Here is a 22,650-nt window from a genome sequence, read left to right as displayed (position 1 = left end):
CCTTCATCGATCGGTCGGGTGGCGACAAGGCAATCAGGCAGGCGAACCCGGCGCCGCGGCAAAGGGCAGCGGCGCCGGGCGAGCGATCAGTATTCGCCCTTGTGCTTGGTCACATAGGCGGCGACGACCTCATCCAGCGGCTTGCCGTCGACATCGACCTCCTTGACCATGAGGTTCAGCTCGGGTCCATCGACCTTGAGCTTCTTCATTACCGCATAGGCACCGGGCCACTTTTTCTTGGTCTCGGCGGAGGTGTACTTGAAGATCTCGCCATGCGGCTTGCCGCAGTCGAACGCCTTGTCAGGATTGATGCCCCATTTGGGATCGGTGTAGCAGGCCGCCTCATATTCCGGGAACTGCACCCACTCCCCCTCGAAGACGGAGGGCACCCAGTGCGGCGAGTAGACCCACAGCAGGATCGGCGCCTTGCGCTCATAGGCCGATTTCAGCTCGGCGAACATCGCCGCCTCGGTGCCGGCATCGACCGCGACGAAGGGCAGGCCCAGCGCCTCGATACGCTCGGGATCATGCCCGCCCCAGGTGGCTTCCATGCCGAGATAGCGGCCCTTGGGCGCGGTCTCGGGCGCGGAGAACGCCTCGCCGCACTTCAGCAGCGCCTTCCAGTCCGGCAGGCCGGGGCACTTCTCCTTCATGTAGAGCGGATACCACCATTCCTCCTTGGCCGCCGGGCCGAGGGGGCCGAGATTCTCGGTCTTGCCGGTGGCGTCGGAGGCCTTCATGGCATCTCCCGCCGTGGTGGCCCACAGCTCCGACATGAAGGTGATGTCGCCATTTTCCATCGCGGTGAGGCCGGTCAGGTAGTCGATGGTGACGTAGTCGACCTTGTAGCCCTTCGCCTTCAGCAGCTCGCCCGTGATGTGCGAGGTGATGTGCTGGCCCGTCCAGTCATGCAGGGCGATGATGATGGTGTCCTTGGATTCATCGGCCCGCGCCGGAGCGGGGGCCAAAGCGGGCAGTCCGCCGAGTACCCCGCACACCGCGAGGGTCTTGAGGAGGCTTTGAACGCGCATCGGAGCTTTTCCCTTGGATGGTTCTCTGGAGGCAATGCGTCGCGAAGAGTGTCCCCGCAGGAACATCACTTTCTTGGTAGGCAAATGTCAGGCCACTAGATCGGCGCGCCAAGGACGTTTTCGCGCGGAAGGATGTGCCGCCGCGGCACTCATTCCTTGGGGTAGACGATGATCGACAGGTAGGTCGCCGGCACGGAGATCAGTTCCTCCGGCCCGTGCTGGGCGGAGGCGTCGAAGAACAGGGTGTCGCCGGGCTCCAGCTGGTAGATCCGGTCGCCGTGGCGATAGCCGACGCAGCCGCCGAGCATGTAGATCAGCTCCACCCCGGCATGGCGGAACGCGGAATAGGGCGCGGCCTCTTCCGTCAGGGTGATCAGGAACGGCTCGATCATCACCCCCGCGCCGAGCGAATGGCCGAGCAGTTCGTAGATGTGCCCCGCCTTGGTGCCGCGCCGCTCGATGAGGGCGCCCTGCCCCGCCTTGACGAAGGAGCAGTCGCGCCGGTCGTCATAGCCGGCAAACAGCGAGGCGATCGGCACGTTCAGCGCGCTGGCCAGCGCGGTGAGCGTGGCCAGCGAGGAGGAGATCTGCCCGTTCTCGATCTTCGAGATCATGCCCGGGGAAATCCGCGCCGTTGCCGCCAGCTCGGCGCTGGTGATGTCCAGCGTCTTGCGATGCTGGCGGATCTGCGCGCCGATCGCCTGCTCGACCGTCAGGCTGGCGGCGCGCGGAGCGTTGGAGCCGGTGGGAAGGCCCTCCTCGCCCGTGCCCGGTAGCGCCTCGACGGGGGACCTGGCGGGCGCCTTGCCGTTCACCGCCGGGGCACCGTCCGCCCTCGTCTCGCTCTCCGCCGGGGCGGGCGGCGACTCGGCCGGTCGGGTCAGGGTGCGAAGCGGCATGCGCATGCCGGCCTCAGCGCTCGACAGGCAGGGCGGCGGGCGGCAGGGTGGACTGGCGGGGCGCCGTGCCCGCCGGCAGTTCGGCGCCGTCATCGAACGGCGCGAGATAGGCCACCGCCATCTCGCGAAAGCGCGTCGTGCCCTTGTAGTCGGCAATCTCGGGGTGCAGGTCGCGCAGCACGCGGTGCAGGCGCTTGCCCCACAATTCCACGCGGGCAAGGTCCTCGATGCTGCAGAGATAGCAGCGTATGCCGAAAAGAATGGCGTTGGAGCGCGGCAGGCGGAACAGCGACTGCAGTTCGACACGCAGATGCAGCTTCTGCCCGATGTTCTCGGCCGTCAGCGTGGTGCGATCCGGTCCCCATTGCGGGTAATTCTCCGGGCTGGTGTCGAGCCGCGGATTGACCGTCATGGTCCAGTTCAACCGGCGCACCGGCGCGCCATATTGCAGGCGCAGCAGGAACTTGAGCGCGCGGTCGAACACCCCCTTCTGGTGGGCGAGCGGCACCGGGCCGTGCCACTGGTGGAAGCTCATGCCGACATCGAAATCGAGCGACCAGTCGGCCTGCGTCGTCACCATGCCGGCATCGATAAACAGGTTGTCGTCGCGCTGGTCCTGCAGGGTGAAGTCGCCCTGCGCCTGACGGGTGATGTACTCGAAGGGCGGCAGCGGCAGGGTTGAGGCATCGCCGAAGGTGAAGCTGTCGCGAATGCCGAGCGGGCGGTTCTCCCAGGTCCAGCTGGTGCCCTCGCGGGTGAGGGTGAAATGCGCGGGATAGGAGGTCGCCAGGCTCTCCATGAGCAGTTCCAGCGTGTCCCACTGCGCCGCCATCATGTGCGGCAGCACCTTGCAGCGGCTGGGGTCCTGCTCCAGCACCTGTGCCCGCTCGCGGCACTCGGCGACATAATGCTCGTCGACATCGAACGGGTTGTCGAAGGCCGGCGTCGCCCCGCCCGGCACATGCGGCTCGATGTTCACCGAGTACATGTAGGCGTCTTCCGGGAAGGGGAACGGAAAGCGCAGCACCGCGGCGTCGGAGTTGGAATAGCGGAAGTCGTCGCGGAACGTCTCGTCCGGCTTGAACTGGATGGTCACGGCAGGCTCCGTCCGGTCAGAGGTCGAGAACGAGGCGCGCGGTACGGGACCGCGACACGCAGGTCATGATGAGGCGGTTCGAGGCACGTTCCTCGCCATCGAGGAAATGATCGCGGTGTTCGGGAATGCCTTCCGCCACCTCGATGAGGCACTGGCCGCAGGCACCGCCCCGGCACAGGCAGGGCGCTTCGACGCCGGCGGCCTCGATGGCGGCGAGCAGGCTGGTATCGGCGCCCACCATCACTTCCAGCCCCGAGCGCCGAAGCACCGCGATGAAGGGCTCGCCGCCCTCGGCCGCGCCGCCGAAGGATTCCGAATGCAGCCGCGAGCGCGGCCAGCCGAGCGCGGCGGCGCGCTCGATCGCCGAATCCATCAGGAGCGCGGGGCCGCAGGTGTAGAAATGCGTGCCAAGCGGCTGGCGCGCCAGCACCTCCTCCAGCACCGCCAGATCGACATCGCAATGGATGTTCACCTTCGAGGCCGGATAGCGCGCGAGCAGCCCTTCGAACACGGAGCGCTCGTCGGGCCGGCAGAAATGGTGCAGTTCCCACGGCGTGCCGGCGGCCTCGAAGGCGGCGATATAGGCGAGGAACGGCGTGAGGCCGATGCCGCCCGACACCATGAGATGGCGCCGCGCCGTGCGCACGACCGGGAAGAGATTGGCCGGCAGCCCGGCCTCGATCACATCGCCGTCCTGCACCTCCTCATGCAGGAAGGCCGAACCGCCCTTCGACCCGGCGACACGCCGCACGATGATGGAGTGGTGGCTGCGGTCCTGCGGGTTGGAAATGAGTGAATAGGCGTTCTTGAGCGTGCGTCCGGGCACGGGCAGATTCAGCCGCAGATGCGCGCCGGGGCCCGAGGGCGGAACCAGCCCGCCATCGGCGGGGATGAAGGTGAAGGCCTTGAGCGTTGGTGAGAGCGGAATGGCGGCGGCCACGCGCAGCGCCATGATGCGGGGGCGCGCGGTCATGGAAACACCTCCTCGACCGCCGGCAGTTCGCCCGGCGCCTCGGCATCGGCCTGCACGCCCATGAAGGCGGCATGGGTGCGCGAGAAATGATCGCGCACCACCAGATGCGCGCCGCAGCCCTCACACACCGCGAGGCTGGTGGTGACGCCGGAGGTGACGGTCTTGCAATGGACGCAGAACACCTTGCGGCGCAGCGAGCCGGCATGCGCGGTGAAGCACTCGGAGGGCTCCAGCCCCGCCTCGCGCGCCATCCGCGCCACATCCCAGATGAAGCCTTCCTCGCCGATCGCATAGAGGCGGAGCCCGACGGTCTCCTGCGCGAGGCGGTGGGACAGCCGGTCGAGCAGATGGGAAGCGGCGCGGAAGGCGCGCCGTTCCACCGGCGCGGCATTGCCGGGCGCGGCTTCCGCCTGCGGCTGGGCATCGACCGCGCTGGTGGCGGCGACGATCCAGTAGCCGAGCGGCGCGCCAGCACCGTCCGTGCCGTCGATCACCTCGCCCAGCGGACGGGGAGCGTCGCTGAGCACGAGATGGCGCCGGCCGGCGCCATCAAGGCTCAGGCGCTCATAGACGGGCCGGCTCTTTATGTCCGAAATCAGCATGCGTGCGGTCTCTGGAGGCCGTTCCATCGGGTGTCCGGCCTGAAGGCTGCCCGGGAAGCAGAGCCCTCAAACGACACTCAAAAGTTTCTCTTCGATAAAATGAAGTGTCCAGCAGGAAACTTTAGCCGTCAAGAACCACGACTGCCCATTGTTTGAGCGCGCTGCCGAAGACAAGGGCGGGCGGCGCGTCAAATTCTTTGCAGGAAACTAACTTGACAAACAAGAAATATCGGCGAGGCTTTGCATCAAGCTGGACGGACGGGTCTCCCCTGGAGGGTGGCCGCGATCTGGCACCTTGCAGCCGGCCCATCAGGACCTACGGGAACACGCACATGAGCATCCGCGTCGCCATTATCGGTGCCGGCCCCTCGGGCATGGCCATGCTTCGAGCCTTCCAATCCGCCCGGCAGAAGGGTGCCGAAGTTCCCGAATTCGTCTGCTTCGAGAAGCAGTCCGACTGGGGCGGCATCTGGAACTATACATGGCGCACCGGCCTCGACCAGTATGGCGAGCCGGTCCATGGCTCGATGTACCGCTATCTCTGGTCGAACGGCCCGAAGGAGTGCCTCGAATTCTCCGACTACACGTTCGAGGAGCATTTCGGCCAGCCGATCCCGTCCTATCCGCCCCGCGCCGTCCTGCATGATTATATCATGGGCCGCGTCGAGAAGGCGGGGCTGCGCGCGCATGTGCGCTTCAACTCGCCGGTGCGCTGGGTCGACTATTCCGACGCGACGGGCCAGTTCACCCTGACGGTGAAGGACAACGTCAAGGACGCGCTCTATTCGGAAGTGTTCGACTACGTCGTGATCGCCTCCGGCCATTTCTCGACGCCGAACGTGCCCCATTTCCCCGGCATCGAGATGTTCCCCGGCCGCGTGATGCACGCCCATGACTTCCGCGCGGCGGACGAATTCATCGGCAAGGACCTACTGGTGGTGGGAAGTTCCTACTCGGCCGAGGACATTGCCAGCCAGTGCTACAAGTACGGTGCCAAGTCGATCACCTTCAGCTACCGCACCCGCCGCTCCAACTTCAAATGGCCGAGCTGCTTCACCGAGAAGCCGCTGCTGGAAAAGCTGGACGGGCGCGTCGCCCATTTCATCGACGGCACGACGGCGGAGGTCGACGCGGTGATCCTGTGCACCGGTTATCTCCACCACTACCCGTTCCTGCCGGACGACATGCGCCTCAAGAGCGCCAACCGCATGAACCCGCCCGATCTCTACAAGGGCGTGATGTGGGAGAAGAACCACAAGCTGTTCTATCTCGGCATGCAGGACCAGTACTATACGTTCAACATGTTCGACGCGCAGGCCTGGTACGTGCGCGACATCATTCTCGGCCGCATCACCCTGCCCTCCGATGAGACAATCGCCGCCGACATCGCCGGCTGGCTGGCGAAGGAAGGCACGATCGAGACCGCCTTCGACGCGATCGACTTCCAGACCGACTACATGAAGGAGCTGATCCCGGCCACCGACTACCCCATGTTCGACCTCGACGCCGTCGCCGCGCTGTTCAAGGTGTGGGAACACGACAAGGAGCGTGACATCATGGGCTATCGCGACAATTCCTACACCTCGATCATGACGGGCAACACGGCGCCGCCGCACCACACCAAATGGATCGAGGCGCTGGACGATTCGTTCGAGGCCTTCATCAATCCTCCGGCCGTTGCGGCCGAGTAGGACGGGCCGCACCCGCGGGAGGAACGCCATGAATATCCAGCTCGGTTCGGCCGCTCCGGCGGCGCGGCGGATCAACCCCGCGCGGCTGCGCCATGTGGCACCGGGCGGCAGCTTCGTCCGCTTCGAGATGAAGCCCGGCGACCGCGCCCATATCCTCGACCCCGAGGGCGGGCAGGCGGGCCTGCTGATCGTGGCGGGCCTGTCCGACCCGCTGCCGGACCTGCTGGCGGGCGCCGTCCCCGTGCCGGGCCGCGAGGCGGTGCCGGAAGCCGCCCGCGCCTTTCTCGGCACGGACGTTTCCGCGTTCTCCCTCTTCTCCCCCGAGGCGGCGGCGGGCAGCGCCGTCAGCTTCACCGCGCCGGCACCGCTCTCCTGCGTTCTCCTCGCCCCGGGCGGGCCGATGGATCCGGGCGCGCAGGACGCCCCCACCGACCTGATCGTCGAGATCGAACCGGCCATCCCTTCCGCCGGCACCGTGCCGCCCCCGCTCGCCGAGCCCAAGCTCGATCTGCGCATCCGCGCGGCCTCGGCCAGCGCCTATGAGGTGAAGGCCGGCGACTATATCCAGATCATCGATGTCGACGGGCAGCAGTGCTCGGACTTCCTCGCTTTTGATGCCGCCAAGCTCCGTTCCGGCCGCGAGAAGGGGCTCGACCCCACCACCACCCGCACGCTGATGGGCTCGGCCAGCCCGGGCCCCGGCCTGCACTCGAAATATTATGACGAGGACCAGACCGCGCTGGTCGAGGTGATCCGCGACACGGTCGGCCGGCACGACACGTTCATGCTCGCCTGCAACGCCAAATATTACGAGGACATGGGCTATCCCGGGCACGACAACTGCACGGACAATTTCAACCGTGCCCTGACGCCCTATGGCATCGCGCCGAAAATGGGCTGGCCGGCGGTGAACTTCTTCTACAACACCTTCCTCTCACCGGGTGACCGCATCGGCATGGATGAACCGTGGTCGCGGCCGGGCGACTACGTGCTGCTGCGCGCGCTCACCGATCTCGTCTGCGCCTCGTCCTCCTGCGCCGATGATGTCGATGCGTCCAATGCCTGGCACCCCACCGATATTCATGTGCGCGTCTATGACGGCGCCAACCACTTCTCCAGAGGGATCGCCCACCGCATGACGCCCGACTCCGCCCCGCGGCTGACGCGCGAGACCGCCTTCCATGCGCGGACCTCGGCGCTCACCCGCAAGTTCACCGATTATCGCGGCTTCTGGCTGCCGGACGGCTTCAATGCCGGCGGGCCGATCGAGGAATATTGGGCCTGCCGCGAGCGCGCCGTGGTGATGGACCTTTCGGCGCTGCGCAAGTTCGAGATTCTCGGGCCGGATGCGGAGAAGCTCGTCCAGCTCGCCGTCACCCGCGACATCCGCAAGCTCGCGGTCGGGCAGGTGGTCTACACCGCGCTGTGCTACGAGCATGGCGGCATGCTGGACGACGGAACGGTGTTCCGCCTCGCCGAGAACAATTTCCGCCTGGTCTGCGGCGATGATTATTGCGGCGTCTGGCTGCGCGAACTGGCAGCAAAGCACGGGCTGCATGCTTTCGTGAAGTCGTCCACCGACCAACTGCACAATCTCGCGCTGCAGGGGCCGAAATCGCGCGACATTCTGCGCGAGATCCTGGTGACGCCAGCCCACCAGCCGAGCGCGGACGAGTTGAGATGGTTCCGCTTCACCATCGGCAAGATCGGCGACACACCCGTCATGGTGTCGCGCACCGGCTATACCGGCGAACTCGGCTATGAGATCTGGTGCCATCCCAGCCGCGGCGTGGAACTGTGGGACGCCATCCTCCAAGCCGGCGCGCCGCACGGGCTGGAGCCGCTCGGCCTTCTCGCGCTCGACATGCTGCGCATCGAGGCGGGGCTCGCCTTTGCCGGCTATGAATTCTGCGACCAGACCGACCCGTTCGAGGCCGGCATCGGCTTTACCGTGCCGGAATCGAAGCCGGACGACTTCGTCGGCAAGCAGGCCCTCGACCGCCGACGTGCCCACCCGGCAAGGAAGCTGGTCGGCCTCACGGTGGCGGAGAACGAGCCGGTGCATCACGGCGACCCGGTCTATAATGGGCGCGCGCAGATCGGCATCGTCACCAGCGCCACCCGCTCGCCGATCCTCGGTTCCATCATCGCGCTGGCGCGGCTGGACGTGAGCGCGGCGGAGCCGGGTGCGGGCGTAGAGATCGGCAAGCTGGACGGGCACCAGAAGCGCCTTGCCGCCACCATCGTCGCCTTCCCGCATTACGACCCGACCAAGAGCCGCGTGCGGGCGTAAAGCCTCACGGCACGCGTAAAGGCCGGAGCGGGGGGCGCTCCGGCCTTTTTGCATTGGGTGATCGTCATCCAACGAGACAGACGGTGTGCGAGCCGACCCGCGGCAGTCTTCCTTGACGTCACCCTCCCCGTCGGGGCGAGGTGGCCCGCGTCGCGGGTCGGTCAGGGGGCACACGGCGGCGGCACGCAGAGCCTGCCCTCACCGCAGCTCTCTTCCCCACGGGGACAGGGAGCAGCACCGGTCCGACCGGGCATCCCCCCACGGCATCGCGCGGGCGTCATCCGTCATCCCGGCCGACGCCAAGCGCAGAGCCGGCATCGCGCGCCATTCTGGCCACGATTCCGGATAGGCCTTTGGCCGTCCGGGATGACGACGGGGGATTTCAGCCCCGCTCCTCGAGCGGGTGGGTGCGCAGGCGCAGCGGGTCGTAGAACGGGGTCTTCACCAGCCGCCCGGTAAACGTGCCCTGCGGGCCCACCACCTCGAATTCCGTGCCGAAGGCGCCGAACTCAGGCAGAACGTGCACCAGCGCGATGGAGCGCATGAGGTGCCGGCTATAGATCGACGAGTTCAGCGAGCCGACTTCCTTGCCGTCCTTGAACAGCTTGGCGCCGGGCTCGATCTGCTCGTGATGGTCGATCTCCATGCCGCGCTGGACGACGCGCGCCTCGCCCTTGCGGCGGATCAAGGCCTCCCTGCCGCGGAAGGAGGGCTTGTCGAGGTTTACCGTCCAGTCCGCGCCAACTTCCCACGGCGTCTCGTCGCCCCTGGGCATGTCATAGGGGAAAAACAGCAGCGCGCCCTCCACGCGCACGATGTCGAGGCTCTGCCACGATACCGGGATGGCGCCGAACGGCTTTCCGGCCTCCAGGATGGAATCCCAGATGAACACGGTGTCGGCCGCGGCGCTGAACACTTCATAGCCGCGCTCGGCCGAATAGCCACCGCGCGCCAGCGTCACCGGCCGGCCGAACAGGGTCGCCGGGGCGTGCTCGAAATATTTCAGCGTGGTCAGGTCGATGGAGGCATGCGGCGCGAGGATGTCCAGCGCCCGCGGGCCCTGCAGCGACAGGACATGGGTGTCCCCGTCATTGGCCACCGACACGTCGCGCCCGGCGCTGAACTGCGCCAGAACCTCCTCCAGCTTGCCCGAGCCGTGCGAGAGACGGAAATCGTCAGCGGCGTTGCAATAGACCAGCACGTCGTCGATCAGCGATCCGTTGTCGTCGACGATATTGCTGATGGCCGACTGGCCCGGCTTCATCTTGGCGATATCCGAGGTCAGCACCTCGTTGAGCAGCGCGACCGCGTCCTTGCCCTTGACGTTCGCCAGATTGAGCGACGACACATCGATCAGCCCGGCGCGCGAGCGGATGGTGGCGACCTCGTCATACGGATCGGTCGAATAGAATTGCGGCAGAGGCATGCCGTTCCAGGACGATTCAAACTTGGTTCCGAGCTGGATATGCCGCTCGTTGAGAATAGAATTGCGAGGGAATACGGCGGTCATATCTGAGGAAACCTTCGTTCGACGAAGTCCGGGGTGCGGCAGACGAAACTGAACAGAAAATACCGGGCGACATACAGGCAAAGACATGCCCCGCCCGCGCCCTCAACGCTGGGAATGTTTGCATCGGGACGGGAGTGTGTCAACAAAATTTCTTGCAAAGAAAACGCCTTTCTCCTGCATGAAGAAAAGCGTTGCACCGGGCGCGCTCCAGGGAGCTTCGGCCTAGTGAAGCCCGGTAAAGCGTCCGCCGGCGATGCGGCGCAGCGCGGCGATCAGCAGCATCGGAATCAGCGTGGTCAGCACGATGGCGATGAAGCTCATGGTCATGCCGAGCCCCACCGAGCCCTGCTCGAACTGCCGCCAGATGAAGCCGGCAATGGTCATCATGCCCACCGGCGCCACCAGCAGCGAGGCGACCAGCTCACGCGAGGCGACCGCGAAGACCAGCAGCATGGAGGTGATCAGGCTGGGTAGCACCAGCGGCAGCATGATCCGGCGAAACACCGTGAAGGGCCGCGCCCCGGCCACCCGCGCGGCGGCCTCCAGGTTGTCGCCGATCTGCTGGAAGGCGGCGCTGGCATAGCGCACCGGCTGCGGCAGCAGGATGCAGCAATAGGCGATGAGCAGGATCAGCGGCGTATTATAGGGCGTGACCGGCAGCCAGGGCTGGTTCCACGCCAGGATCATGCCCACCGCCACGACCACGCCCGGCAGCGCGCTGGGCAGCATGGCCAGCATGTCGAGCGCGAGGCGGCCCCGCCCATGCCCCTTCACCACCGCATAGGCGGTGATGGCGCCCAGCCCCCCCGCCAACAGCGCCGTCGCGATGCCCAGCGACAGCGAGTTGACCAGCGCCTGCAGCGCCCCGCCCGTATTGGCGAAGACTTCGACGAAATTCTGCAACCCCAAATTGGACGGCTTGAGCCCGCCGGAAATGGTCTTGGACAGCGCCGTGGCGAGAATGGCGAGGATCGGCAGGCCGGTGGCGAGAAAGGCGACGAGCGCGAAGGCGGCCGTCACCGGCAGCGCCAGCGCCCCCAGCGCGCGCTTCTCCCGTGCCTGCGGCTTGCCCGAGACCGTGTCGTAATTGCGCCCGGCGAGGATGCGGCGCTGGATGAGAAAGGCGACAAGCGACAGACCGACCAGCAGCAGCGAGAGGATCGCCGCGCCCGGCAGGTCGATCGGCCAGTCGGAAATGCGGTTCTCGATGCCCGTCACCAGCACCTGGAAGCCGAAACGGCTGCCGAGCGCGGCGGGCGTGCCGTATTCCTCGATCGCCAGCGCGAAGACCAGCAGCAGGCTCGCCGCCAGCCCCGGCATGGCGAGCGGCAGGGTGACGCGGAAGAAGGCGCGTACCGGACGGGCGCCGAAGACGCGCCCGACATCGCCATAACGCGTGCCGACCGCCTCGATGGTGCGCGACAGCGCGAAATAGACCACCGGGAACAGGTTGAGGCTCATGATCAGAACCATGCCCGGCACGGAGAACAGCAGCGGGCCGAGATTGATCCCGGTGAGTTGCTGGAGATAGCCGCGCGGCTGCATCGACAGGATCCAGCCGAGCGTCGCGATATAGGGAGGGATCATGAAGGGGACGAGGAACAGCACGTCCCACACCAGCGCGAAGGGCACGCGGAACAGTGCGCGCGCCACCGCCAGCGGCACGCCGATCGCCACGCAGCCCAGCATCACCCCGAGGCCGAGGGTCAGCGTGTTGCCGGTGAGGTGCAGCAGCCGGGGATCGGCCACCGTGCGGCCGAGATGGACGAGGGGCGCGGCGAACGAACCGCGCCCCAGATCCGGAAAGATCGCCTGCAGGACGATGAAGACGAACGGCACCAGAACGATGACGCTCAGGCTGATGCCCGCGACCCAGCCCAGAAGCCCATGGCCGCCGGTCTTCATATCCCTCCGCATGGCTCAGGCACTCATTCTATCGGGCTATCGGGCGGGAACCGCCGCCCTCACTTGGCCAACAGCTTGGCGAACTCGGCCAGCGTCGTGTCGCGCGTGCCGTAGACCGCGGCCGCGTCGACCGGCAGGATCTTGAGGTCGGAGATCAGCGGGCGATTGGCCTTCACGTCGCTGCGCGCGGGCATGAGATAGGTCGCCGCCACCGCCTTCTGGCCCTCATCCGACAGCACGTAGTCGATGAACGCCTTGGAGGCGTCCGGCTGCTTCGACCATTTCAGGATCATCATCGGGCGCGGCGCGATGACCGTGCCGGAGGCAGGGAAGATCACGTCGATCGATTCGCCCTTGGCCTTGGCGGCCAGCGAAATGTAGTCGACCGCGCCGAACACCGCCGCCTTGGCGCCCTGCATGACCGGGTTCAGCGCCTCGGCATTGGCGCCCGCGACGATGGCGCCGTTGGCGGCGAGATCCTTGAACAGGCCCCAGCCATTCTTGGCCTGCAGCGCCGCCACCAGCTCGAACGAGGCGCCGGACTGCGCCGGATCGGGAAGGGTCACGAGATCCTTGTAGGCCGGCTTGGCGAGATCCGCCCACTCGGTCGGCCGGGGCGTGCCGGAAGCCGGGTTCCAGGCGATGCCAAGCGCGGAAATGCCCTGCGCCACGGCGGTGTCATTCTTCAGGAAGTCCGGCACCATGGCGGCGTTCGGGCTGGCATAGGCGACGAGCCAGCCGCGCTTGGCGAAGTCGCTCGCCGTATCCCACGAGGCCGAGATCAGCACGTCCACCACCGGATTGGCGGCTTCCGATTCGATACGGGCCATGATCTTGCCGGTGGTGGCCTGGAACACGTTGACCTTCACGCCGGTCTTTTCCGTGTAGCCCTTTGCCAGCTTGTCGATCAGCCCGCCGGGACCGGCGGAATAGACGGTGATGTCCGCCATCGCCGGGCTGGCCATGAGCGAGGCACCGAGGGCAAGGGCAAGGCCCATGGCGGCCGTGAATGCGCGCATTGTCGTCTCCTTCAGGGGTTTCAGGCGGCCGCGCCGGCGAACCAGCGCATGTCCTCGGGCGGGCAGAACAGCCCGACCACATCTCCAACGGCGGCCCGCACGGGACTTGCGAGCTGGATCTCGAACGGCGTGTCCAGGATCCTCAGCGTCAGCGCGTAGCCGTCGCCGCGAAAGCGGGTGCGCAGCACCTCGCCGGCCGGGCGGCCCTCCACGGGCGTGCCGATGCGGGTGCTGCGGCCGGGCAGCAGCAGTCGCGCCTCGCGGCCCGAGGGGCCCTCCGCGCCGACGCTCATCGCGGTGCCGGCAATCCGCCATCCGTCTGGCGTGCGCCGCATGGGCAGCACGCAGCCGAGATGGAGGAATTCGGCGACCTCCGGGCTCGCCGGCTCGGTCACCAGCGCCTGCGGCGGCGCCAGCTGGGCGATCCGGCCGGCCCGCATCACCGCCACCTGGTCGGCCAGCGCGAAGGCCTCCGTGCGGTCATGGGTGACATAGATCGCGGTCAGGCCGAACTGGGCGACCAGCCCGCCGATCTCGCCCACCATGGCCTCGCGCAATTCGGGATCGAGATTGGACAGCGGCTCGTCGAACAGCACCAGCTGGGGCTCGGCGACGATGGCGCGGGCAAGCGCAACCCGCTGCTGCTGGCCGCCGGACAGGTCGGACGGCCGGCGGCCCGCCAGCTGGCCAAGGCCCACGCGCTCCAGCGCGGCACCCACGCGCGCCCGGCGCTCGCGGGCCGGCACGCCGCGCATTTCCAGCGGAAAGGCGACATTGTCCGCCACGCTCATATGCGGCCACAGCGCGTAATCCTGAAACACCATGCCAAGCCCGCGCGCCTCGGGAGGGAGGAACGCGCCGCCCGCGGCATCGGCCACCCGCCGGCCGCGAATGTCGATCTGCCCGGTGGTCGGCGCCAGCAGCCCGGCGAGCAGCTGCAGAAGCGTGGTCTTGCCGCAACCCGACGGGCCGAGCAGCGCCAGCACCTCGCCCTGCGCCACCTCGAAGCCGACATCGTGCAGGATCCGCGCCGGGCCATAGGAAAGGCCAAGGCCGCGAACGCGGACCGCTGGAGAGGCTTCAGAGGACATGGACGTTCCGGGACATGAATGTTCCGCGCAATGAATGTGCGCGAACAGCTAAGGGAGCCGCATGACGGTCGCGTGACATCGCGAAGCCTCGGCACGGCCTCGCGGATTTGCCGGCCGTCAGCCTCCGGTAATCGATCCGGCACGACCCGGCAGGGCCGCGCGGGGGCGAGAGCACCCATGCCCCCAGCTTGACGCGGCGCGGGCGTCATCCAGCTGCAATGAACCCGCGCTAGCTGAGACCGCGACCGCCCATCCAGATGCACACCCCGTTGCACAGCTGTGCAAGGAACCCGCATGAACGACGACGCCTTCCTCCGCATCACCGATCTGTCGGTTGGCTATGGCGCGACGCGGGTGCTGGAGCGCCTGCGCCTTTCCATCGCCCGGGGTGAATTCGTGGCGCTGCTCGGCGCCTCCGGCTGCGGCAAGACCACGCTGCTGCGGGCGATTGCCGGCTTCGTCACGCCATCCGCCGGCGCCATCGCAGTGGCCGGGCGGGACGTGACCCGGCTGCCGCCGGACCGGCGCGGCATGGCGCTGGTGTTCCAGTCCTATGCGCTGTGGCCGCATATGAGCGTGGCGAAGAACATCGGCTACGGGCTCAAGCTCAAGGGCCTGCCGCGCGCGGCGATCGAACGGCGCGTCGGCGAGATCGAGGCGCTGCTAGGCTTGAGCGGCCTCGGGGGGCGCAAGCCCGGCGCGCTCTCCGGCGGCCAGCGCCAGCGCGTGGCGCTCGGCCGGGCGCTGGCGGTAGACCCGCAGATCCTGCTGCTCGACGAGCCGCTGTCCAATCTCGACGCCCGCATCCGCCTGAAGGTGCGCCACGAGATCCGCGCGCTTCAGCAGCGGCTCGGCATCACCGCCGTGCATGTCACCCATGATCGCGAGGAGGCGATGGCCATGGCCGACCGCGTCGTGGTCATGGAGGCCGGCCGCATCGCGCAGGCCGGCACGCCGGAAGAGATCTACAACCGGCCAGCCTCGGCCTTCGTCGCCGCCTTCATGGGCGCCGAGAACATGCTGGCGCTGAACGGCACGGTGAGGGGGGAGCACATCCACATCGCGGCCGGCCCGCACTATGGGGCGGCGGAAGTGCCGCTGGACGGGCGGGCGCTCGCCAGCGGTGCGCTGGAGGCGCGCTTCCGCGCCGAGGCGGTGCAACTGCAGGCGCACGATGCACCACCCGCCACCGAGGGGCTGGCGCTGTCCGGCCATGTCGAGGCGGTCAGCTATCTCGGCGGGGCCTGGCGCCACTCGGTGCGCATCGGCCAGACCCCGGTCTTCGCCGATGCGGAACATTCGCTGGCGCCGCGCACCGCCGTGCGGCTGACGATCCCCGCGGAAAAGCTGTTTCTCTTCAACACCCCCTCGCCGTCCGGCGCCGCCGCGCCGGCCGACGACACGCACCCGACCGCGACCCGCGCCACCCGGCCGGACCGCGTTCGCGAAGCCGCCATTTCCTGATCCTCACCGGAGACCTTGCCCCATGAAGAGCCTCCTCGCGCCCGCGCTCGCCTCCGCGACGCTCCTTCTCGGCTTTGCCGCCGCACCCGCCGGCGCCGCCGAACTCACCGTCATCACCGCCGGCGACCAGAACATGGTCGACTACGTCAACCAGTACCTCGCCCCGCTGTTCGAGAAGCAGTATCCCGGCAACACGGTGCGCGTGGTCGGCACCGGGCCGGGCGACGCCGGTTCGCAGAAGATCGTCGAGCGCTTCGACGCGCAGGACAAGGCGGGCAGCGCGACCTGGGACACCGACGTCGCGGTGGTGCACGAGAAGTTCGTCGGCCCGATGATCAAGGGCAATTATCTCGAATCCTACCGGGACCGGATTTCCAGCGGCAAGCTGGTCTCCCGCGCCAATGCCGACATGGCGTTGGGCACCAAGGTGACCGGCTATGTCATGCCGATGTTCAACAGCCAGACCGCCATCGCCTACAACCCGGCGCTGGTGCCGAACCCGCCCCGGAGCTACGCCGAGATCGCGCAATGGGCGAAAGCTCACCCCAAGCAGTTCGGCTATAACGGCATCAAGGGCGGCGCCTCGGGCGTCAGCTTCGTCATGGGCTGGATCTATGCCTTCGGCGATGGCGACGCGGCCAAGCTGATGAACGGCCCGTTCGAGGAAGCCGAGACGAAGAAGTGGGACGCCGCCTTCGCGAGCCTGCGCGACTTCACCAAGAACGCCACCCTCACGCCGGGCAATGCCGGGACGCTCGACCTGCTCTCGCGCGGCGAGATCGCCATGGGCCCGGTCTGGGTCGACATGTTCTATTCCTGGCAGGCCGACGGGCGCCTGCCGCCGGACTTCAAGCTGGTGCTGCCGGCCCCCGGCATGCCCGGCCAGCCGATGCACTATGTGATCCCGGCCAAGAGCGCCAACAAGGATCTGGCCGAGAAGTTCGTCGAGCTCGCCACAAGCCCGAAGGTTCAGGCGCAGGGCATCGTCGAGCGCTTCAACTGGTATCCCGGCATCGACGCCAAATATGTGCAGGCCGAACTTCCCGACGCGGTGTGGAAGAAGCTGTTCACCAGCGTCACGCCGGAAGACCTCGCCGCATACGGCAAGCCCTTCCCGATCGCGCCCTATAACAGCGCGATCCTGGAGGCCTATGAACGCCAGGCGACGAACTGAGCGATCACTCCAGCGGGTCGGCCCCTCTCCCCGACGGGGAGAGGGGGGCTTTGAGGCTCCGCAATCGCGTCGCGCTTCGCCGACCCGCTCCGCGGGCCACCTCTCCCCACCGGGGAGAGGAAAGTTAAGGCGGACGTTGGGCCCTCTCCGGCCCAACCGAGCCTCGAGTCACACAGCCCCCTCTCCACCCCACGCCTCTCCAGAAACCCCGATGCCCCCGCCCCTCCTCGGCCTCCTCCTCGTGCTGCCGGCCCTCGTCGTCGTGCTGCTGCTGTTCGTGGTGCCGCTCGGCGCCTCGGTGGCGGGCGCCTTCGTGGTGGGAGACGGCGTCGGCCTCGGCAATTTCGTCAAGACCTTCGCGCTCTACACGCCCGACATCGTCTTCACCGTGCTGATCGTCAGCCTGTCGACGGCGCTGATCGGGACTTTCGCCATCGCCATCGGCGGCTACCTCACGCTGGGCGAGAACCCGCGCGCGGTGGCGATCCTGCGCTGGCTCTACCGCTGGCCGATGTTCATTCCCTTCATCGTGGTCGGGCAGGTGCTGCGCACCTTTCTCGCCAAGAACGGCCTGATGAACAACGTGCTGATCGCCGCCGGCCTCATCACCCCGCTCGACGCCGCCAGCTTTCTCGACTGGCGCGGCATCGTCATCGCCTTCGTGTGGAAGCAGACGCCCTTCGTCGCCCTGCTGGTGGCCGGCGCCATGGCCTCGGTGGACCGCGGCACCATCGAGGCCGCGCGCAATCTGGGCGCCTCGCGGGCGCGCATCCTGGTCGAGATCCTGGTGCCGCAGGTTGCCACCACGCTGATGGTGTCGCTGGTGCTGTCCTTCGTCACCATGATGTCGGTGCTGTCGGTTCCGCTGATGATCAATGCCCAGTCACCGACCATGATCACCGCCGACATCGCCTTCCGCATCAATGCCTATGGCGATTATGGCGTGGCCAATGCGCTTGGCCTCGTCTCGCTCGCCATCAGCGCCTGCGCGGCGATCGTCTATCTGCGCCACAGCGTGCGGGAGCGGACATGACCCGGCCCGCCTCGTCCGTCTTCCGGCGCTCCGGCCTGACGCTCGACCTGTGGTGGATCCCGCGCGCGCTCATCCTGGGCCTGCTCGCCTTCGTCATCTTCGGCCCGCTGACCAATCTCCTGCTGTGGACCGTGGCCGAGCGCTGGTACTTCCCCCATGCGCTACCCATCGACTACGGCTTCAGCTACTGGGCCCGGGTCTTCGCGCCGCGCGGCAACGCAATGGAATCGCTCGGCAACAGCCTGCTGGTGGCGAGCCTCACCGTGCTGGTTTCGCTCACCCTCGCGATACCGGCCGGCTATGCGCTGGCGCGGCTCCAGCTGCCGTGCCGGGCGGTGATCCTCATCGCCTTCCTCATCCCGCAGGCCTTTCCCAACCTGCCGGTCTATGTGAACGTGGCGCGACTGTTCTACCAGATCGGCCTCAACGGCACGGTGCCGGGCGTGGTTCTGGTGCATGTCACCCATGGCCTCGTCTATGCCGTGTGGATCGCCACCGCCGCCTTCGCCGCCATCGATCGCGAGCTGGAACAGGCGGCGCGCTCGATCGGCGCCGGGGCGCTGCGGGCCTTTCGCGACGTGACGCTGCCGCTCGCCGCTCCCGGCCTGCTGGCCAGCGCGATCTTCGTGTTCCTGGAATCGCTGGACGAGTTCACCGGCAGCTACTTCGTCGGCGCGCCGGATGTGAACATGCTGCCTTTGCTGCTCTATTCGGCCGGGGCCGGCGGCAATTACCAGATCGCCTCGATCAGCGCGCTGCTGCTGCTGGTTCCGTCCATCGGCTTCATGCTGGTGGTGGAGCGCTTCCTCAAATCCGATGTGCTCTCGAAGGTCGGCCAGTGAAAAGCCCGCGTTCCCCCCTCCCGGTTTCAGCCATGCCGTTCTCGGACGAGGTGGTTGCCCGGCGTTTCGTCAGCGCCCAGCAGGTGGCCGAACTGGCCGGCGTCTCGCGCTCGGCGGTCTCGCGCGCCTTCACGCCCGGCGCCAGCATCGCCGCGGAAACGCGGCAGAAGGTGATGCAGGCCGCCGCCGAGCTGGGCTACCAGGTCAACGACCTCGCGCGCGGCTTGCTGGCCAATCGCAGCCGGCTGGTCGGGCTCGTCGTGACAAAGCCCGAGGTCGGCTTCCGCGCGCATCTGGTAGCGGCGCTGACGGGGGCGCTGATCCGGCGCGGCAATGTTCCCGTCGTCATCAATACCGGCCATTCCGAGGCGGAACTGCAGGCCGCGCAGGCGGCGCTGTTCGGCTATCGCGCGGAGGCGACCATCATCCTTTCCGGCTCGCCGCCCGCCGCGCTGGTGGAGACGGCGCGCCAGAACGGCCATGCGCTGGTGTCGATCGGCCGCTCCGAGCCGGGCTGCGACCATGTGAAGATCGACAATGCGGGGGCCGCGCGGCTGGCCGCCCGGCTGTTCCACGCGCAGGGTTTCCGCCGGCTGGCCTTTGCCGGCTCGCAATCGGGCACCCCCAGCATCACCGAGCGCGAGCTTGCCTTCGCGCAGGAGGCCCGGCAGCTCGGCGCCGATATGACCATCGTGCGCGGTGCCGACACCGACTATGCCGGCGGGCAGGAAGCGGCCGACGCGCTGCTCGGCCGGGCGGACCGCCCGGAAGCGGTGTTCTGCGTCAACGATCTCGTCGCCTTCGGGCTGATGGACGCCGCGCGCGGCCGCTTCGGCCTCGCCATCCCGCGCGACCTCGCGGTCATCGGCTTCGACGATATTCCCGAAGCCAGCTGGGGCGCCTATGGGCTCAGCACGTTCCGGCAGGATCCGGTGCTGATCGCCGCGCAGGCCATCGCCCATCTCGACCGCCGCCTCGCCGACCCCAGTGCATCCCCTTCCACCGCCCGGCTCGACGCGATGTTCATGGCCCGCATCACCACGCGCGCAGCCGCCGCCTCGCATGTCGAGGCGGCGCCGGTCGACACCCCCGCCGCCAACGACAGCCTCATTGGAGCCCACCCGTGAACGCCCCCGCCCACCTCACCGCGCGGATCGACGCCGCGCACGCCATCCTCGCCGAGGCCGGCGCCCGCGCGCTGGCCTATTTCGCGGACGTCGAAACGCTGGTGGTGGAGGCCAAGGCCAATGGACAGGACGTGGTCAGCATCGCCGACCGCGCGGTGGAGCAGCTGGTGCGCGGGCGCCTCGCGCAGGCCTTCCCCGAGGACGGCTTTCTCGGCGAGGAATCGGGTGCCGTGCCCGCCCGCTCGGATTTCGTCTGGGTGCTGGACCCCATCGACGGCACAAGCTGCTTTGTCCATGGCATTGCCAACTGGTGCGTCGCGCTGGCGCTGGTGGAGCGCGGGCGCACGGTGGCCGGCTTCATCCTCGACCCGAACGCGCAGGAAACGTTCGCCGCCGTGCACGGCGCGGGGGCCACGCTCAACGGCCGCCCGATCCGCGTCGATACGCGCACCGACCTGCGGCACGGCCTCACTTCGGTCGGCGCCAGTTTCCGCGTGCCCGCGCGGTTGATCGCCGCCGTCATCCGGCGGCTACTGGAAGCCGGCGGCATGTTCGTGCGCAGCGGCTCGGGCGCGCTCAGCCTCGCGCATGTGTCCTGCGGGCGGCTCGCCGCCTATTACGAGCCGCACATGCATGCCTGGGACTGTCTCGCCGGGCTGCTGCTCATCCGCGAGGCCGGTGGCTGGACCCAGGATGTCGCCGCCAGTGGGGATCTCGCGGCGGGCGGGACTGTCATCGGCTGTGCACCGCAGCTGTGCGAGGATCTGCTCGGCCTGATCGAAGCGGCGCGGATGGAGACTCTGCCATGAAGATCATCCAGGTCAGCGACCTTCACCTCGTGACGCCGGGCGAGCCATTATTCGGCAGCGACCCGCTGGCCCGGCTCGAGGACTGCATCGTCGATCTCAACCTCCATCATTCCGATGCCGACCTCGTCGTGTTCTCGGGCGACCTGACCGATAACGGCGAACCGGCCGCCTATGCCGCGCTGGGCGAGCGCCTGGAGGCACTTGTCCCGCCCTTCCGGCTGATGCTCGGCAATCACGACGCGCGCGAGGCCTTCGCAGCGGTATTTCCCGAGGCGCTCGGCGCGGACGGCTTCGCCCACTCTTTCGCCGACATGGACGGCATGCGGATCGTTCTGCTCGACACGCTGGAGCCCGGACGCATCGAGGGCCGGCTGTGCGGCGCCCGCCTCGACTGGCTCGATGCCAGCCTCGCCGATGCCGACCACGCGCTGCTGTTCCTGCACCACCCGCCCTGCCCGATCGGCGTGCCCGCGCTCGACGACACCTGCCTCGCGGATGCCGGCCGGCTCATGGAGGTGCTGCGGCGGCACCAGAATGCGCGGCACATCTTCGCCGGCCATGTGCACCGGCTGGCAAATGGCAGCTGGGGCGGCATTCCCTTCTCGACGCTGCGGGGCACCAACCATCAGTCGGCACTCACCTTCACCGGCCCGCACGCGGTCAGCTTCGAATCGCCGGCCTATGCCGTCATCCTGGCGAGCGGCGGCGCCGTCACCGTCCACCCGCACGAGTTTCCGGTACGGGATTGGGGATGACCGCCCGCACGACCCGGGCCTTACGTAAGGTACTGTGACTAAACAAGATTTAATGAGACGGATGACGGGTTGCGGCGCACAATGAGGGGAGTTAGCCGGACCGCCAGCGGAGTGTGACGATGGAAACTGCACAGAGGGCCTCGCGGCGGGGGCGCCTTGCCGTTCCATTGATCATGGGTGCCGTTCTGGCCTGCGCCGGCGGCGCCTATCTCTGGCGCGAGAACCGCGCCAATGCCGCGCAGCCCGCGGCTACGGCCGCTCCCCGGTCGCAGACCGTGCGCGTCAGCGTCGCGCCGGTGGAGCGGCGGGATGTTCCGGTCGTGCTCAACGGCCTCGGCACGGTGCAGGCCTCGCAGACCATCAACATCCACGCGCGGGTCGACGGCACGCTGCAATCGGTCAACTTCATCGAGGGGCAGAACGTGAAGGCGGGCGACGTGCTGGCCACGCTCGACCCGCGCCTCGCCCGCGCCAGCCTCGACCAGGCCCGCGCCGCCAAGGCCAAGGACGAGGCCCAGTTGCACGGCGCCGAGGCCGATCTCTCGCGCTACACCCAGCTGGTGCAGAAGGATTATGCCAGCCGGCAGTCGGTGGACCAGCAGCAGGCGACCGTCGACCAGCTGAAAGCCTCGATCGCCGCCGACGATGCCGCCATCGAGACCGCGCAGGCCAATCTCGACTACACCAATGTCACCGCCCCGGTGGACGGGCGGATGGGCCTGCGCCAGGTCGACCCCGGTAATATCGTCCATACCAGCGACACGACCCCCATCGCGGTGCTCACCGCGCTCAGGCCGGTATCGGTGATCTTCTCCCTGCCGGAGAAGGATCTCGACGCCGTGAAGGATGCGCAGGCGCGAGGCGCCGTGACCGTCACCGCCACCCGCGACGATGGCGGCGTGCTCGGCACCGGCAAATTGACCGTCATCGACAATCTCGTCGATGCCGGCACGGCGACCCTGCGGCTCAAGGCGGTGTTCGCCAATGACGACGAGCGGCTGTGGCCCGGCGGCTTCGTGCATGTGCTGGTCTCGGTCGACACGGTGAAGGACGCGCTCACCGTGCCGGTCGCCGCCGTGCAGCGCGGGCCGGACGGGCTGTTCGCCTGGGTGGTGGGCGAGAGCGGCGCCGCCGCCGTGAAGCCGATCGAGACCGGCCAGGTCGCCAGCGGCGTCGCGGTCGTGACCAAGGGGCTGGATGCCGGCGACAGGGTGGTGACCGAGGGCCAGTACCGGCTGCGTCCCAACGTGAAGGTGGCGATCAGCGGCGACAGCCAGAAGGAGGCCGGCCGCGAACACCTCGCCGAGGATGGCACCGTCAAGACAGGCCCTTGAAG

19 protein-coding genes are annotated in these 22,650 nt (G+C 67.9%); 10 read left to right on the top strand and 9 right to left on the bottom strand.

What is annotated here, in order from left to right; all coding sequences use genetic code 11:
* Positions 1–86: 86 nt before the first annotated feature.
* The 5 genes from FHS55_RS02675 to FHS55_RS02655 form a co-directional block, all read right to left on the bottom strand.
* On the bottom strand, positions 87–1,031 hold the full coding sequence (locus FHS55_RS02675) for an ABC transporter substrate-binding protein (protein WP_183188119.1): 945 nt from the start codon (positions 1,029–1,031) through the stop codon (positions 87–89).
* Positions 1,032–1,180: 149 nt separating this feature from the next.
* Positions 1,181–1,936, bottom strand: coding sequence for a helix-turn-helix domain-containing protein (locus tag FHS55_RS02670; protein WP_246339768.1), 756 nt, complete (start codon positions 1,934–1,936; stop codon positions 1,181–1,183).
* Positions 1,937–1,943: 7 nt separating this feature from the next.
* A complete protein-coding gene (locus tag FHS55_RS02665) occupies positions 1,944–3,026 on the bottom strand; it encodes a heme-dependent oxidative N-demethylase subunit alpha family protein (protein WP_183188118.1) in 1,083 nt (360 codons plus the stop codon).
* 16 nt (positions 3,027–3,042) lie between these two features.
* Positions 3,043–3,999 (bottom strand): PDR/VanB family oxidoreductase, encoded by a 957-nt coding sequence (locus FHS55_RS02660; protein WP_183188117.1) that lies wholly within the window; start codon positions 3,997–3,999, stop codon positions 3,043–3,045.
* Positions 3,996–4,601, bottom strand: a complete 606-nt coding sequence (locus tag FHS55_RS02655; protein WP_183188116.1) for a dimethylamine monooxygenase subunit DmmA family protein — start codon at positions 4,599–4,601, stop codon at positions 3,996–3,998. The genes FHS55_RS02660 and FHS55_RS02655 overlap by 4 nt, the downstream gene beginning before the upstream one ends.
* A gap of 332 nt (positions 4,602–4,933) precedes the next feature.
* Here FHS55_RS02655 and FHS55_RS02650 point away from each other — a divergent pair, with 332 nt between their 5' ends.
* Positions 4,934–6,292, top strand: coding sequence for a flavin-containing monooxygenase (locus tag FHS55_RS02650; RefSeq protein ID WP_183188115.1), 1,359 nt, complete (start codon positions 4,934–4,936; stop codon positions 6,290–6,292).
* A 28-nt stretch (positions 6,293–6,320) separates the two neighbouring features.
* Positions 6,321–8,585 carry a trimethylamine N-oxide demethylase gene (locus FHS55_RS02645; RefSeq protein WP_183188114.1) on the top strand — a complete coding sequence of 755 codons (2,265 nt, stop codon included), beginning with the start codon at positions 6,321–6,323 and terminating at the stop codon, positions 8,583–8,585.
* Positions 8,586–8,967: 382 nt separating this feature from the next.
* Here the strand turns inward: FHS55_RS02645 and FHS55_RS02640 are convergent, their stop codons facing one another.
* The 4 genes from FHS55_RS02640 to FHS55_RS02625 all read right to left on the bottom strand — a co-directional run bounded on the left by FHS55_RS02640 (position 8,968) and on the right by FHS55_RS02625 (position 14,110).
* Entirely contained in the window at positions 8,968–10,095 is a 1,128-nt protein-coding gene (locus FHS55_RS02640; RefSeq protein ID WP_183188113.1) for an aminomethyl transferase family protein, read from the bottom strand.
* A gap of 222 nt (positions 10,096–10,317) precedes the next feature.
* On the bottom strand, positions 10,318–12,000 hold the full coding sequence (locus FHS55_RS02635; protein WP_183188608.1) for an ABC transporter permease: 1,683 nt from the start codon (positions 11,998–12,000) through the stop codon (positions 10,318–10,320).
* A gap of 59 nt (positions 12,001–12,059) precedes the next feature.
* Positions 12,060–13,019, bottom strand: coding sequence for an ABC transporter substrate-binding protein (locus FHS55_RS02630; RefSeq protein WP_183188112.1), 960 nt, complete (start codon positions 13,017–13,019; stop codon positions 12,060–12,062).
* 20 nt (positions 13,020–13,039) lie between these two features.
* Positions 13,040–14,110, bottom strand: a complete 1,071-nt coding sequence (locus FHS55_RS02625; protein ID WP_183188111.1) for an ABC transporter ATP-binding protein — start codon at positions 14,108–14,110, stop codon at positions 13,040–13,042.
* 294 nt (positions 14,111–14,404) lie between these two features.
* Between FHS55_RS02625 and FHS55_RS02620 the strand changes: the two genes are divergently transcribed.
* The 8 genes from FHS55_RS02620 to FHS55_RS02585 all read left to right on the top strand — a co-directional run bounded on the left by FHS55_RS02620 (position 14,405) and on the right by FHS55_RS02585 (position 22,648).
* A complete protein-coding gene (locus tag FHS55_RS02620; protein WP_183188110.1) occupies positions 14,405–15,574 on the top strand; it encodes an ABC transporter ATP-binding protein in 1,170 nt (389 codons plus the stop codon).
* A gap of 22 nt (positions 15,575–15,596) precedes the next feature.
* Positions 15,597–16,748, top strand: a complete 1,152-nt coding sequence (locus tag FHS55_RS02615; RefSeq protein ID WP_183188109.1) for an ABC transporter substrate-binding protein — start codon at positions 15,597–15,599, stop codon at positions 16,746–16,748.
* 211 nt (positions 16,749–16,959) lie between these two features.
* Positions 16,960–17,781 carry an ABC transporter permease gene (locus FHS55_RS02610; RefSeq protein WP_183188108.1) on the top strand — a complete coding sequence of 274 codons (822 nt, stop codon included), beginning with the start codon at positions 16,960–16,962 and terminating at the stop codon, positions 17,779–17,781.
* Positions 17,778–18,623, top strand: coding sequence for an ABC transporter permease (locus FHS55_RS02605; protein WP_183188107.1), 846 nt, complete (start codon positions 17,778–17,780; stop codon positions 18,621–18,623). The genes FHS55_RS02610 and FHS55_RS02605 overlap by 4 nt, the downstream gene beginning before the upstream one ends.
* A gap of 32 nt (positions 18,624–18,655) precedes the next feature.
* Positions 18,656–19,750: a LacI family DNA-binding transcriptional regulator gene (locus FHS55_RS02600; protein ID WP_183188106.1), complete on the top strand. Its 1,095-nt coding sequence runs from the start codon at positions 18,656–18,658 to the stop codon at positions 19,748–19,750.
* Entirely contained in the window at positions 19,747–20,559 is an 813-nt protein-coding gene (locus FHS55_RS02595; protein ID WP_183188105.1) for an inositol monophosphatase family protein, read from the top strand. Before FHS55_RS02600 ends, FHS55_RS02595 begins: the two co-directional genes overlap by 4 nt.
* On the top strand, positions 20,556–21,314 hold the full coding sequence (locus tag FHS55_RS02590) for a phosphodiesterase (protein ID WP_183188104.1): 759 nt from the start codon (positions 20,556–20,558) through the stop codon (positions 21,312–21,314). Before FHS55_RS02595 ends, FHS55_RS02590 begins: the two co-directional genes overlap by 4 nt.
* Positions 21,315–21,433: 119 nt before the next feature.
* On the top strand, positions 21,434–22,648 hold the full coding sequence (locus FHS55_RS02585) for an efflux RND transporter periplasmic adaptor subunit (RefSeq protein WP_210286817.1): 1,215 nt from the start codon (positions 21,434–21,436) through the stop codon (positions 22,646–22,648).
* Positions 22,649–22,650: the final 2 nt, after the last annotated feature.

Source organism: Ancylobacter tetraedralis (assembly GCF_014195655.1).
Lineage (GTDB): Bacteria > Pseudomonadota > Alphaproteobacteria > Rhizobiales > Xanthobacteraceae > Ancylobacter > Ancylobacter tetraedralis.
Note: the sequence above shows the minus strand (reverse complement) of the source record. Positions and strands in the feature narration are given on the sequence as shown.

Excerpts from the sequence above, each read along its gene's own strand:
- FHS55_RS02585 (WP_210286817.1), top strand. The coding sequence starts at position 21,434 with ATGGAAACTGCACAGAGGGCCTCGCGGCGGGGGCGCCTTGCCGTTCCA.
- FHS55_RS02670 (WP_246339768.1), bottom strand. The coding sequence starts at position 1,936 with ATGCGCATGCCGCTTCGCACCCTGACCCGACCGGCCGAGTCGCCGCCC.
- FHS55_RS02620 (WP_183188110.1), top strand. The coding sequence starts at position 14,405 with ATGAACGACGACGCCTTCCTCCGCATCACCGATCTGTCGGTTGGCTAT.
- FHS55_RS02650 (WP_183188115.1), top strand. The coding sequence starts at position 4,934 with ATGAGCATCCGCGTCGCCATTATCGGTGCCGGCCCCTCGGGCATGGCC.
- FHS55_RS02640 (WP_183188113.1), bottom strand. The coding sequence starts at position 10,095 with ATGACCGCCGTATTCCCTCGCAATTCTATTCTCAACGAGCGGCATATC.
- FHS55_RS02590 (WP_183188104.1), top strand. The coding sequence starts at position 20,556 with ATGAAGATCATCCAGGTCAGCGACCTTCACCTCGTGACGCCGGGCGAG.
- FHS55_RS02630 (WP_183188112.1), bottom strand. The coding sequence starts at position 13,019 with ATGCGCGCATTCACGGCCGCCATGGGCCTTGCCCTTGCCCTCGGTGCC.
- FHS55_RS02610 (WP_183188108.1), top strand. The coding sequence starts at position 16,960 with ATGCCCCCGCCCCTCCTCGGCCTCCTCCTCGTGCTGCCGGCCCTCGTC.
- FHS55_RS02660 (WP_183188117.1), bottom strand. The coding sequence starts at position 3,999 with ATGACCGCGCGCCCCCGCATCATGGCGCTGCGCGTGGCCGCCGCCATT.
- FHS55_RS02615 (WP_183188109.1), top strand. The coding sequence starts at position 15,597 with ATGAAGAGCCTCCTCGCGCCCGCGCTCGCCTCCGCGACGCTCCTTCTC.
- FHS55_RS02600 (WP_183188106.1), top strand. The coding sequence starts at position 18,656 with ATGCCGTTCTCGGACGAGGTGGTTGCCCGGCGTTTCGTCAGCGCCCAG.
- FHS55_RS02655 (WP_183188116.1), bottom strand. The coding sequence starts at position 4,601 with ATGCTGATTTCGGACATAAAGAGCCGGCCCGTCTATGAGCGCCTGAGC.
- FHS55_RS02645 (WP_183188114.1), top strand. The coding sequence starts at position 6,321 with ATGAATATCCAGCTCGGTTCGGCCGCTCCGGCGGCGCGGCGGATCAAC.
- FHS55_RS02625 (WP_183188111.1), bottom strand. The coding sequence starts at position 14,110 with ATGTCCTCTGAAGCCTCTCCAGCGGTCCGCGTTCGCGGCCTTGGCCTT.
- FHS55_RS02605 (WP_183188107.1), top strand. The coding sequence starts at position 17,778 with ATGACCCGGCCCGCCTCGTCCGTCTTCCGGCGCTCCGGCCTGACGCTC.
- FHS55_RS02635 (WP_183188608.1), bottom strand. The coding sequence starts at position 12,000 with ATGAAGACCGGCGGCCATGGGCTTCTGGGCTGGGTCGCGGGCATCAGC.
- FHS55_RS02675 (WP_183188119.1), bottom strand. The coding sequence starts at position 1,031 with ATGCGCGTTCAAAGCCTCCTCAAGACCCTCGCGGTGTGCGGGGTACTC.